Raw genomic sequence first — 12,904 nt, forward strand, 5'->3', positions numbered from 1 at the left:
GACAGCCCCCTACTCCTGAAATGCGAAAATATCTAATACGATTCACATCGCTAACTAACCATTAATCAATCAAAAAATCTAAACATTTCATGGGGAAGTGAGGCTGTCTTGTTATACGTTTTGGGCGCGTTGGCGCAGCGTTGTATTAGAACTGGTTCTCCACAATCTCGCTCAACACGTCTTTCATTTCCATTCCAGCGGCGCGCACTTGCTGTGGAATAAAGCTCGTTGGCGTCATTCCTGGCGTCGTGTTCACCTCAATAAGGTTTATCTTGTCCGTTCCGTCGGGTTCCTTAGTCAAGATGTAGTCAATGCGGATGATGCCGTTGCAGTTCAAAATTTCGTATATACGCGCCGTCTCTTCGGCCACTCTGCGGGCCGTTTCGTCGGCAATTCGAGCAGGCGTAATCTCTTCCACTTGTCCGTTATACTTGGCATCGTAGTCGAAGAACTCGTTGTGGCTCACCACCTCGGTGGCTGGCAACACCTTCGTTTGGCCCTTAACGCGATAGCATCCCACAGAAATCTCGGTACCATCGAGGAACGATTCAATCACGGCCGAATCGTCTTCCATCAACGCTTTGCGCAATGCGGGAGCCAATTGGTCTATGTTTTTCACCTTCGACACACCGAAACTAGACCCGTCGGCGGCAGGTTTCACAAAGCAGGGCATACCTAATTGCGCCTCAACAGCTCGTTCGTCGATGCCATACTCTTCGCCACGGCGCACCAAAATGCTATTGGCCACATTCACGCCGAAGCCACGAAGGTAGTTGTTTAGCACGTATTTGTCGAAGGTTAGTGCCTCAACCAGCACGCCACTTGTGGAATAGGGCATGTCGATAAGTTCGAAGTAGCCTTGCATAATTCCGTTTTCGCCGGGTGTTCCGTGAATGGTGATGTAGGCATAGTCGAAAAACACCTGCTCGCCTTCATGTACAAACGAGAAGTCGTTCTTGTCGATGATGGCCTTTTCGCCGTTTCCAAGGTCCACTTTCCAGTTCATCCGCTCGATATCTACAATGTAGACGTTGTACTTCTCCTTGTCGAAAAACGAGTACAAGCCACGTGCTGAACGTAACGACACTTCGTGTTCAGACGAGTTACCACCGCAAACGATAGCGATATTTCTCTTCAAATCTTTCATATCCTTATATATCTTTTCTTCTTTAAGTTCTTGAGCTGACGAGTTAAACAAGTTGACTAGCTGTCAGGTTGGCAAGTTAACGAGTTTACAAGTCATCAGGTTGGCAAGTTCGCAAGTTAATAAGCTAACGCGCTCTTGGGCTTGTTTGCCAAGAAGATACTTGTCAGCTCACCACACCGAGTTGCCTTATCAAACGGCCAAACCTTTGATGTAGTTGCGCCATTTGTCTAGCAACTGTTCCATATCTTGGGGCATAGGCGAGGTAAAGTCCATCTGCTGGCCCGTGGTGGGATGCACAAAGCCCAGCGTTCGGGCATGCAAAGCCTGTCGGGGGCAAAGCTTAAAGCAGTTTTGAATATAGGCCTTGTAGGTAGACGAACGTTCGCCACGCAGTATTTCGGTGCCTCCATAACGTTCGTCGCCAAACATGGGGTGGCCGATATGCTTCATGTGAGCCCTTATCTGATGGGTTCGGCCTGTCTCGAGAATGCACTCCACGAAGGTAACATACCCGAAACGTTCAAGCACCCGATAATGGGTGACGGCGGGTTTGCCCATTTCGCTGTCTGGCGGAAACACTGCCATGCGAAGCCTATCACGTGGATCGCGCCCGATGTTACCCTCTATACGTCCCTCGTTTTCTGCGAAATTGGCCCACACCAGGGCGTTATAGCTGCGGTGAGTGGTTTTGTTGAAGAACTGCAAACCCAACTTTCGCTTGGCTTCAGGTGTCTTCGCCACCACCAAAAGTCCGCTTGTATCCTTATCTATACGGTGAACCAGCCCCACTTCAGGGTCGTTAGCGTCGAACGAAGGCATGTTGCGCAGATGCCAAGCCACAGCATTGATGAGCGTTCCGTTGAAGTTTCCCGCACCAGGATGCACCACCATACCCGCAAGTTTGTTGATAACCATCAGCGCTTCGTCTTCGTACACCACGTCAAGTGGTATCTCTTCGGCCTCGATAGTTGTGTCGTGGTGCGGGCGATCAAGCATCAGCGTAATCACATCGCCAGGTCGCACCTTGTAATTGCTCTTTACAGGACGCTCGTTTACATGCACAAAGCCCGAATCGGCTGCCTTTTGTATGCGGTTGCGGCTAGAATGTTGCAGCCGCTCGGTCATAAATCGGTCGATACGCACAGGCACTTGGCCCTTGTCTACCACGATGCGCAGATGCTCGTAGAGTTGCCCCGTGTCGTCATCCTGTTCTTCTATCTCTTCTATATAGTCGGTCATGCGTTGTTACTGTTGTTGATGTGCGCCCTTCGGGCGTGGTGAAGTGGCGGTTTAGTTGTCGCTGCGCTGCGGCAGTTCGGCAGGCGACACCACGTCGAACTCGTCTACTTCGCCCTCGCCTTGCGTATCTCCTTGCGAGTTGTTATAGACTGGCTCTACATAGTCGATGCTCGAATCGGAGGCCGAACGCGAACCGTTACCCACCTGCAACACCACCACCGCGTCTACAGGAATTTTGTCGCCAGCCACCACATGACGGCCATTGACCGTTGCTCCGTACACCCATTCTTTTTCGCCCACAATGAATTGGGCCGGCCCAACCTTAAAGCCCATAGCCCTAAGCTTGGCCATAGCCTCGCGCATAGAACTGTTGTCGATGATGTCGGGCATGGTGATGGTGGGCGTATTGCCAGAGTTCACAATCACGTAGATAACGTGCCCCGACTTTACACGATCGCCAGGCTGTGGCGATTGCTCCAAAATGCAGTCGGCGGGCAACGTTCGTACGTAGCCCGTATCGGTTACTTCAATAAGCAACCCTGCGTTAGCAAGTATGTGTTTGGCGTCGGCGAACGACTTACGTCTGATGTCGGGGATGGGGATAGCTTCGCCGTGGTGGGTGTAAATATCGATACCGAACTTCACACCAACGGCAAGTACGACTAACACCGCAGCCATTGCCGCGAGGTTTAGCCAGATATATTTGCTTGTTAGTTTACCGAAAAAATCTGATGACTTCATTCTTTATTCTATACTTAAAGGCAAAGGTAGTGCAAATAGCACAAAACACAAAGAAAAAGACATAAAAAAAGACGACTGCTACATCCTCATGCCACAGTCGCCCCACAAATTTAAGAGAGTTTTATTATCAACGAGAGTAAATCCTCGTTAATCATGAATAGATTGAAACATGATACCAACGCCCTTATCACAAGTTAATTGGTATGGGTTCTTCCTAATCACCTTACCAGTTACAACACATTGTAATGTAATGGAAGGAAGATTGAAAATTCTACTGTTATTTCGTGCAAAGTTAGCTAAAAGAAATGAAATTTGCAAATATTTTGGTTGATTAGTGAAAATTTATATTCAAGTATTAGAGATTTGAAGCTTGTACTTAGGCATAAATGTAAGCACAAAAGCCGACCCGACAACAGCCTTTTGTCGCGCGAAAGGACGCGCGTTGAGGCAATTGCCTGTGACAGAAGCGGGTGCATTAAGGCAACAAAAAGGGCCTTAACCTACATTTGAGAAATTACGTTTTGCATTCTGCGCGTCATCTCCTCCTGGTCGTATGGTTCCTTAAAGGCGATGAAAATGGTGTCGTTTCCCGATATGGTACCTAAGATTTCTTCAATTCCGCCATTATCAATGTTATATGCAATGGAACTGGCATAGCCTGGACGGGTCTTCATTACACCCAAATTTCCCGAATAGGAGACGGACAGAAAACCCGAAACTTTCATCATCTCGCGCGCCATTCGCGGTGTGGGTATGCGCTTATACATCGTTTCATTGGGTAGCACGTAGGTGTATTTACCGTTGATGCTGGCAGCTTTAGCCACCTTAAGCTGTTTTAAGTCGCGGCTAAGCGTGGCCTGAGTGATGTGGAAACCTTCAACGGAAAGTGCTTTCAATAGGTCTTCTTGGCAGCCTATCTCCTGACTGGATATAAGCAGCTTCAATGCTTCTAATCGGTTGTTTTTCTCTTTCATGTCTGCATCTAATTCAAGTTAAGAAAAGCGGTAACGAAAACTAGCACGCCCAAAATTGACCTAACGCGCACCATGTAAACGAAATACCTTGTTTTGCAAAGGTAGGGAAATAAACGACAACTTGCAAGAAAAACGCACGATTTTGTTGAAAAAGAAAGGAAATGGCAAGCAGAAGGGGACAGATTTAAGGAAGAAAGAAGGGAATAAGATGAAAACCGACACCTGATTATCCCTCTAAGTAAACCCTCTCGTCAACTTATTAACTTGTCAGTTCGTTAACTTCCCGATCCCAACTCGTTCTCTTCTCATTATTATATCGCGCATGCGCACGCGCGCGAGGGGAGCTCTGAAACAGCGCCAGCATAAGAAATCCGATACCATACTAGCCCTACCGGAAATCAGAACACATCAAAACGATCCACATTCTTACCCTTTTCGAAACGAGCGCACAAGGCTCTTACCATTCGGCACATTAACTTTGGAGATACCTCCATTGGCATACGGCATTATTCCAGCTAAGTTGGAACGTCATTCCATATAAGTTGGAACATCATTCCATATAAGTTGGAACGCTATTCCAAATGACATGGAACAGGAGTACCACACACATGTAACACAACAAGAAAATAAATACTTGCTCTTTAACGCTTATCATACGCACCCCAAACACAGGTCTTTCGAAAGCAAAAGGGGACGAAAATACGAACACAAAAGTACAAACACAGCCAACTTACGCAAAAAATGAAAGGCGATATAAATATGTGCGAAAATTGTTGTATATTTGCTAGCGATGAGCAAACATTTATATATCATAAGCGGTTGTAACGGAGCAGGGAAGACTACTGCTTCGTACACAGTGCTGCCCGAAATACTGAAAGTGAAGGAGTTTGTGAATGCAGACGAGATCGCTCGTGGGCTTTCGCCGTTTAATCCCGAAGGGATGGCAATAGAAGCTGGCAGATTAATGTTACTGCGTATTGACGAACTGCTATTAAAAGGCTGGGACTTTGCCATCGAAACAACATTGGCTACACGATCGTACAGCAGACTTGTGCAGCGTGCGCAGGCCATGGGTTACACCGTGCATTTGATGTTCTTTTGGTTGAACAGCATTGATTTGGCCGAAGAAAGAGTTGCAAAACGTGTTAGCCGCGGTGGTCATAACATTGCAAAAGATGTTATTAAGCGCCGCTACCACTTGGGACTCCACAATCTATTCGAGGTATTTATCCCGATCGTTGACGAATGGATAATTGTGGACAACAGCATTACGCCAAGGGAAATATTGGCAGAAAGCGGCCCTAACAAAGTGGAAATTATACACAACAAGGTTAAATTCGAGAAATTAAAAGACTATGGCAAACGAGAAACAATATAGTGAATTTGCGCGGAAGGTGCTTAAAGGCATGCAAATAGCTTATGAAAAGATGCTTCACGAGGAAGCACTTCGGGGTGAAAGCATCGTTGTTGCAGACGATGAAGGGAACATTAAACATGTTCCTGCAAAGATTTTGTTGGAGAAAGGCACACATCTTGAGCAAAGCTAGGATGCAACAGGCATCTCCTACACTATCCATTGCCTATAGCGATAGTTAACAGAATGGCATACAGCCAAACGTTATTCTTACACGAGTTTGGGATAAAAGAAACTCGTTATGCCAATTACTGCATAGCGGTAGTTGGCAAGGTAGTCATTTCTTTACCTACCTTGTCTTGTTCAAAAGGCATGGTATCTTATCCTGAACTCATGTCATTCTTATGCTATGCTGTCGCCTCACACCGCTTTCTTTAAACGCAAAACGCTAGTCTTCGGTCGTATTATAACAACCGAAAACTAGCGTTGATATGTTTAAATGGCTCGTCTGCCACCTTGGTCTAAGCATTAGACCAGCACGTTTTCTATGCAGCAGAGAGCATCCGTAAAGTGCGCTTTACCTTAGAAGAAGTAGGCCACGCCCAATTGCCAGGCATTGCTTCGGCCATCGTATTTCTTAACGGCATCATCAACACCTTTCCTAGTAACTTCCACTTCACCCGTCTTTCCGAGGGCAATATTATAGCCAATGGTGGCTTGGAGATGGCTAGCCAAGGTGCAACCAACACCCAAGTTAATACTGAAGTTAGACGATTTCAACGTCCAATCAGCCACTTCGGGAATAATTTGCTTGTCTTTCTTACCCAGGTTAAATGCTACCTGCGGACCAGCAAAGAGGAAAATGTTAGCCGTTTCGCCCAATCCGAACGAGTAACGCATGTTAACGGGGATGGCCAACTGCTCGCGAGAGACAACGGAACTATGTTTTCCATCGTCACTCTTCATTTTTGACTCGCGCTTTTCGTATAGCGCAGAAATATCCATACCAAGACCCACAATGGGTAAAGTGAACTTCATAGTAGGGCCAACGAAGAACCCTAGGCGATTGTCGGTTTTCCAAACGTTGTCGTTTACAAAAACTTCTGAGGTGTTGATACCACCTTTCAATCCGAATTTCACTTGTGCACTGGCATTTACAGATAAGGTCAATGCTGTGGCGAGCACAGCGATCTTCATCATCTTTTTCATACAATAATAGTTTTAAATTAAACAAATATGCGCACGTTGAACGTGGAGTACACGCCAAATGCGCGCGATTCTACGGTTAGTGTCTCTCTCTTCTCACCGACATACGTGGCGAACTAGCACTCTGAGAGCTGCGTGCAGCCTTCTCTTTCTTAGGTGCAGGTGCCATCGTTGCACGGCGGTTGGCGCGCGGGGCTTTCACTCCGCGACGGGTTTTGGTGTTTTGCGCTAGGCTGTCGACCTGTTGAGGGGCTTTAACACCCCACATTCCTTTCTCGAAAGCGGCAATTTCTGCCTCGATACGCTTTTGTTCTTGCGCCATGGCCGAGTCGTTCTTGCAGTATTGCGCAAGTGTTAAGCCCAGCATGTTATTGGTTTTATATATCTTGCCTCGATACTTATTCATCGTGAAATAGTCGGCTAGGCTCATGGTGGCAGCGTTGTTGAGGTTGCTCGTCATCACCGTTTGCTTGGCCAAGAAGGGTGCGAGGTCGTCGTATTTCACCCAAAAGAGCGGGTAGGCAGTTGCGTCGCCAAAGTCGTCTTGACGCTTCATGATAGGACAAAGGGCCAACACCTTAGTGTGGAAAGTGGCCGTTGCCTGGTCGTAGTAAGCGCTTTCCTTAATATAATAGGCCGTTACCTCGCGCGAAGGGATATCGCTATTGTCGATGCGCACACGTCCATCTACCCGTTCGTAGAAGATGTGGTAGTTGTCGAGTAGGGCTAACGGCTTCACGCGAGCTGAATCTTCGAAACTCTCGTTGCCGTCTAAACGATACTCGTAAGCCTTTACCTGTCCACGCATCACCAGCTTAAAGAGGTAGGTGAAGAGGTTCATGCGACCGTCGATGGGCTCTACGGGATAGTAAAGACCCGCATTGGCGTCTTCGGTAAGGTTCAGTTCGCGGTATATGTCACGCCTCCAAACCACGTCCTCGTCCATCTTGCTTTGGGTGGGAAAGGATATGCGCGCGCGCAGGCTCACGTTATCGGTGTTGCTTGTGGCGGTGTGTTGTTGGTCGTGTCGGCGTGCAGGAGGTTGTGCGAAAGCCACTTGCAGGGCGCACGACATCAAAATTATGAATGCTAATCTTATCATCTGTTGTTGAATTGCGTTGATATCGGGGTGCGGAAGAACGGTTCATAAACGGCGGTCGAGACCTTTTCGGCAACCGCTTTGCCTATCTCGGCACCTCGTATTGTCACTTCACGATTACCTCCATGGCCTGTGGCAGCTTGCGTGTGATGCCATCAGGACCTACGGCCGACACGTTGCTGACATAAAATCGCTTGCCTCGGGATAGTTTACGGAAGGCGTCGCGCTGGCGCTCGGAGAACTGACTGCCTGCCGAGGCCATAGGAACGGCGTTGCCCATGTTGTCGAAGAACACCGTCTCGAAGCTCAAAACGCGGAAACGGATGTCGAGAATGCCGTCGTCGATGGCGGCATGTATGCCATCGGCACCCATCAGTGCGCCCTTGCCTAGACCGCCTCCCTTGAAGCGATCGGTACCTACCGCGATGTAGGCAGTGGGATCGGGCAGCTTACGAACATGGAAAACGGCTTGCCCCAAGGAACGAACCTTACCCTTATCGTTGGCTGTTATGTTGAAGGTTACATCGCGCCCAACGGCCGAAGGCACGGCTACATAATGCCCGTTGCCTTTGTTGGTGAGCGTTCCGCCCGTCATTGTCATGCTGATAGCATTTTGCGGTATGCCCGAAACGCTAACGCTCATGGGGTTAGTATAACCTGCATAGAGCACGTTCATCAAGTCGGCAGCCACCGTTGCGGCTGTTGGCATGGCCACAACCTCGTACTTTTGCAGGAAGTTTCGGCGCAAAACCTCGCCCGAACCGTTACGCATGGTGATGTATCCGCCAAACGAGTGCTGTCCCACTCCTCCTGCAGCGAAGGTGTATTTACCGTTTTTGAGGTTCACGCGCGCACCATTTATATAGATGTCGGGCTGCTGCGTGGAGTCTACCGCAGCCATAACGATGCTCGCCGAGAACGTTTCGCCAGGGTAGAGCGTAGTCTTTTCGGGTATCACAAACGCGTCGAGCTTGTTCACCCTTATATCTTTCATATCGATGTTGGCCACTAACGTGTGCAGCACTTCACCCTCGGCGTAGCGTATATCACTTTGTAGCTTCGACAAAAGGGTAACTGCTGCCGACACGGGCATATTCTCGAACATGTACTCTTGCCAGTTTTTACCCATCGAACGCTTGTCTTTGGGTATCTCGGTAGAGAGGTTCTGGGCGATGATTTCGCGCTGCGTGGGGTCGTTAACCATCTTCAAGATGTAGTTGCGATAGGCGTTTATACCATCGAAAAGCTTGCGACCCTTGCCCTCGAGCGGTGCTAACATCACGTGACTTGCCGCTTCGAGATCTTCCTTATTTACGATGTTGCGCACGTCGGCATCGCTTCCATCGGCCTGGCGAACGATTGCTACCTTAAGCTGTTGAACGAAATTGAAGAGCGAATCGCTAGCTTGCTTCACCCCTTCGGCCTTGTCGAACCACGCCTTAACTTTCTCGGGGTTCGTTTTCAGCTGATCGGCGAACACGTCGTAGAGGGCTTCGTTCTGCTTGGTAGAACCCGCGATGGTGCGTTTGAGACTGTCTTCCACCACCGAGAAGCCTTCAAGCACCTCGGTAGAAACATTGAGAGCCAGCATCGCCATCAGCACCACGTAGAGCAGGTTAATCATCTTCTGGCGCGGAGATATGGGCCTTTTCTTTATTGCCATCTGCCGTGGGGTTATGGGTTTTGCATCTTCATGTTCACCGTCATGGCCTCAATCATGCGGGCATAGATGGCGTTGAGCTGCTCAATTTGTTGTGCCATACGTCGGCTTTGGTCGTTTATCTGGTCGATGGTGCCTATCTGCTGACTAGCGCCTTTAAGCTGCATCTCGTAAACTTTAGCGATACCGGTGAGCGTTCGGTTAAGGTTCTCCATCTCTTCGCTATCTCGCGTAAGACGTGCACTTTGCTGACTAACCTTTTCTAGCGTCTCAGTGAGTTTGTTAAGCTCGTCTATGTAACGGCTCGTTGCCTCTGCCACTTCGGCGTCGGCCAACAATGGCGAGGTGTGAACGGGGCTTGCAGCGGGCGCAACTTGCGCTACACCGGATGTATTTACACCGCCTACAGGCACCGCAGCACCACTAACCGATGCCGCCACACCACTAGCGGGTGCACCAACAGGCTGTTGCTGAACGGCAGCCACACGTCTTTGAGCAGACTGCTCCACATCAACATCCTTGCCTTCCTTACCTTCCAAATACTCTGGCGTTACGTGCGAGGGGAGGTCCATGCCGTCGGCGGTCTTGTCGAAAGGCCGGTCGAAGGCCGAAAGAAAGAACACAACGACCTCTGTTCCCATACCAAAGAAGAGCATGAGGTTGGCACCCGGCAAGTGGGTTAGCTTGAAAAGGGTACCAAGGATAACGATAGATGCGCCCCAACTGTATGCATAGTTGAGGAACGTTTGTCCGGGAACGCTATCCATCCACTTTTGCAGACGATAGACAATGTTGTATTTACTGTACGATGTCATTTGCTTTTTTGCTTTTGAGGTTTGCCTGTGGCCGTGGTGGCCAAGCTTCTAACGCATCGGAAACCGATATATGCGCGGGGTTGATTTTGGTATTCCCAGCTTCGCCAAGCACTGCGAATGTACGATTCGGGATCTTTCCACGACCCTCCCCTCACGCTTTTCTTCTTCAGTCGATAGGGGTCTTCCTTGGCCGCCTTATAGTCTAGCTGTGGGTTTAGGTCGTTCATCGCGTCGACTCCAGCCTCCGTATAGATGGTGCTAGTCCATTCGGCTACGTTGCCGGCCATATCATACAGACCGTTGCTATTGCTTTGATACGCCCCAACACGACTGGTAATGAGGTTGCCGTCTTGTGTATAGTCGCCACGATCGGGCTTAAAATTGGCGTAGAAACAACCTTGCCCGTTCTTCACACTGGGGTTCTCCCAAGGGAATTCGGCACCTCCCTTACCACGTGCAGCATATTCCCATTCGGCCTCCGTTGGCAAACGGTAACGTTGCACAAAGCGCGCCACAGGCCCGAGCCCTTTAAGCAGATAGTCTGTGCGCCATGCGCAGAAGGCGTTAGCTTGTTCCCACGTTACGCCCACTACGGGATAGTCGTTATAGGCGGGGTTACTGAAGTAGTTACGAAGGTACACTTCGTTGTCCGAATTTGTGAAATCGTTCACCCAGCACGTTGTGTCGGGATAGACGTTCACGATATATGTGTTGAGAAAATCCCACGGACCGCTCAACCTTCGGTTAATTGTTTCGCTCACGATGTTACCGCTATCGTCGACGTATGCAGTGTCCTTGGATATCATCACCTCTTCGTCGGGGTCTACAGAACGGTCGGTATTGAGGTTGCGCTCTTGTGGCAGGATGCGGTTTTTACGCAAGGCGGCCGTTGTGTAGTCGTAAATCTCGTAGCGATAATTCAGCTGTCGGTAGTCGAGCAACTTCTCGCCCGTAACGGGATTGGTAACATACATGCTCTCGATGGCACGTTGTTCGTCTTCGTTAGGCTTGCGAGGCAATGGCTTTTTCCAGTTCACTTGTGGCCGAATGGCGTTTCCGTCCTTGTCTTCGGTAATCATATAGGTTTCGTCGCCACCGTAAGCGGGGTCGGCCAAGCGAGTGCGCAGGATGCTATCGCGCACCCAATTAACGAATTGCTTATACTTCGAGTTGGTCACTTCGGTTTCGTCCATCCAGAATCCATCCACCGAAACGTCTTTCACGGGCGTGTTCTTGCCCCACAGGCTATCGCCTTTCTCGATGCCCATCTTGAGGTATCCACGGCCCACACGGGTCATTCCGAAGGGTGTTGGTTCGGCGAAGCTCTTGCTTGAGCCCACACCAACCACTTCTCCACCACGTCCTGAGGCAGATATACCCTTACCGCCGAAGCATCCTGAAACTGCCAGCGACAGGCCAAAGGCGCATAGCGCCAACACGAATTGCCTTTTTTTCTTCATCATCTGTTTTATCCAATCAACACGAGTCACGCTCCCCGCCATGTCATTCGGCGGCAAACCGCCCGTTGTCTAAAGCTTTTGCGTTGCGGGGTGTACCCTACAATAATCTTACGCTTTTATGTTTATTCTTTCCCTTTTTAACGAAATTAAGCTCCTGCTCATAGCCTACAAAAAGCTCATGACTGCCGTTTCCGGGCTTGATAGCCGTGGTGTACATCTCGTAACTATACCCCAACACGATGCCATGGAAGCGTCCGCCAATCATGCCCGTTACCGAAATGGTGGGCGCATAGCTAACTCCAGCGTACAGCAAGCGCTTTTCGTTGGTGTACTCGACGCGTGTGGAGATGTCGGCACGATAGCCAGAGCCGTCTGTTCGCACCAAAGCCGAGGGCTTTATCTTAACAAACGGATTTCGCAAAGAAATATTGCATCCGCCAGTTAGATAATATGTGGGGGCGATATGCAGTTCGTGGCGTTCGCCTAGTTCAACGGTTGGCGAATTAAGATGTTGTGCCGAGAGCCCCGCATACCATGTTCGAGCCATGTAATACAGTCCTAAGCCCAAGTCTACAGCGTTTCCCGTCTCCTCGCTTGTAGGCAAGGCGCGGTCGTTTGCTTCGCCTGGGTCGAGTCGTGTGCCGTCTATGTTCTCCAACAGCAACGCCCCTTGCAGTCCCAGCCCCAACGTTCCGCTGCCCAGTTTCAGTTTATAGGCATATTGCAGAGCTATCCGTTGGTGTTTGAAAACGCCTATTTGGTCGTTCATCAGCTGTAAACCAGCCCCGTGGTTCATGCCTGCGAAAACGAAAGGCATGTCTGCCGAGAGTACCATCGTTCGCGGATTGTTCTCAAATCCCGCCATACTCATGGCGTAAGCGCCCGTCACATTGAGCTTCGACAGCTTGCCCACAGCGGCTGGATTGAATGTGGGCTCGAGGTCGAAGTAGTGAGAAAAGGTCGCATCGTATTGGGCACTGGCCTCCGAAAAGCCCAGAACCAGCCACAGCGTAATGATGGTTAAACGTTTCAACACGTTTTGTATAACGCTCGGCTAGCGGATATATTGTGTGGCGAGGATGAAAAATAGCCAAGCGAAACATTGTTTAGACATTGAGGACGATTAAAAAAATCAAATTCTTCACGTCAATAATAGATTTTACAAAATAAAACACTAAATTTGTATCTGTGGGCACACAAGGCGACTGT

12 protein-coding genes are annotated in these 12,904 nt (G+C 49.3%); 2 read left to right on the plus strand and 10 right to left on the minus strand.

Going from position 1 to position 12,904, the window contains the following annotated elements; translation table 11 throughout:
• Positions 1-145: 145 nt before the first annotated feature.
• The 4 genes from F453_RS0111660 to F453_RS0111675 all read right to left on the minus strand — a co-directional run bounded on the left by F453_RS0111660 (position 146) and on the right by F453_RS0111675 (position 4,101).
• Entirely contained in the window at positions 146-1,147 is a 1,002-nt protein-coding gene (locus F453_RS0111660; protein ID WP_025790088.1) for a D-alanine--D-alanine ligase, read from the minus strand.
• Between the two features lie 189 nt (positions 1,148-1,336).
• On the minus strand, positions 1,337-2,386 hold the full coding sequence (locus tag F453_RS0111665) for an RluA family pseudouridine synthase (RefSeq protein ID WP_018968175.1): 1,050 nt from the start codon (positions 2,384-2,386) through the stop codon (positions 1,337-1,339).
• Positions 2,387-2,437: 51 nt separating this feature from the next.
• Positions 2,438-3,127: a PASTA domain-containing protein gene (locus F453_RS0111670; RefSeq protein ID WP_009237542.1), complete on the minus strand. Its 690-nt coding sequence runs from the start codon at positions 3,125-3,127 to the stop codon at positions 2,438-2,440.
• A gap of 500 nt (positions 3,128-3,627) precedes the next feature.
• Positions 3,628-4,101, minus strand: a complete 474-nt coding sequence (locus tag F453_RS0111675; protein ID WP_018968176.1) for an arginine repressor — start codon at positions 4,099-4,101, stop codon at positions 3,628-3,630.
• A gap of 790 nt (positions 4,102-4,891) precedes the next feature.
• Between F453_RS0111675 and F453_RS0111690 the strand changes: the two genes are divergently transcribed.
• On the plus strand, positions 4,892-5,479 hold the full coding sequence (locus tag F453_RS0111690) for an ATPase (RefSeq protein ID WP_018968179.1): 588 nt from the start codon (positions 4,892-4,894) through the stop codon (positions 5,477-5,479).
• A complete protein-coding gene (locus F453_RS0111695; RefSeq protein WP_018968180.1) occupies positions 5,457-5,648 on the plus strand; it encodes a DUF8506 family protein in 192 nt (63 codons plus the stop codon). The genes F453_RS0111690 and F453_RS0111695 overlap by 23 nt, the downstream gene beginning before the upstream one ends.
• A gap of 389 nt (positions 5,649-6,037) precedes the next feature.
• Here the strand turns inward: F453_RS0111695 and F453_RS0111700 are convergent, their stop codons facing one another.
• The 6 genes from F453_RS0111700 to F453_RS0111725 form a co-directional block, all read right to left on the minus strand.
• The gene (locus tag F453_RS0111700) at positions 6,038-6,664 is read right to left on the minus strand and encodes a porin family protein (RefSeq protein ID WP_018968181.1); all 627 of its coding nucleotides are present in this window, start codon (positions 6,662-6,664) and stop codon (positions 6,038-6,040) included.
• A 76-nt stretch (positions 6,665-6,740) separates the two neighbouring features.
• Positions 6,741-7,763, minus strand: a complete 1,023-nt coding sequence (gene porN, locus F453_RS0111705) for a type IX secretion system ring subunit PorN/GldN (RefSeq protein ID WP_025790090.1) — start codon at positions 7,761-7,763, stop codon at positions 6,741-6,743.
• 103 nt (positions 7,764-7,866) lie between these two features.
• Positions 7,867-9,423 (minus strand): type IX secretion system motor protein PorM/GldM, encoded by a 1,557-nt coding sequence (gene porM, locus F453_RS0111710; protein WP_009237534.1) that lies wholly within the window; start codon positions 9,421-9,423, stop codon positions 7,867-7,869.
• Between the two features lie 11 nt (positions 9,424-9,434).
• Entirely contained in the window at positions 9,435-10,235 is an 801-nt protein-coding gene (gene porL / locus F453_RS0111715) for a type IX secretion system motor protein PorL/GldL (protein WP_018968183.1), read from the minus strand.
• Positions 10,232-11,695: a T9SS ring complex lipoprotein PorK/GldK gene (porK, locus tag F453_RS0111720; RefSeq protein WP_199899120.1), complete on the minus strand. Its 1,464-nt coding sequence runs from the start codon at positions 11,693-11,695 to the stop codon at positions 10,232-10,234. Before porK ends, porL begins: the two co-directional genes overlap by 4 nt.
• A 97-nt stretch (positions 11,696-11,792) precedes the next feature.
• Positions 11,793-12,731: a PorP/SprF family type IX secretion system membrane protein gene (locus F453_RS0111725; protein ID WP_018968185.1), complete on the minus strand. Its 939-nt coding sequence runs from the start codon at positions 12,729-12,731 to the stop codon at positions 11,793-11,795.
• Between the last annotated feature and the right edge of the window lie 173 nt (positions 12,732-12,904).

This window comes from Hoylesella loescheii DSM 19665 = JCM 12249 = ATCC 15930, assembly GCF_000378085.1.
Lineage (GTDB): Bacteria > Bacteroidota > Bacteroidia > Bacteroidales > Bacteroidaceae > Prevotella > Prevotella loescheii.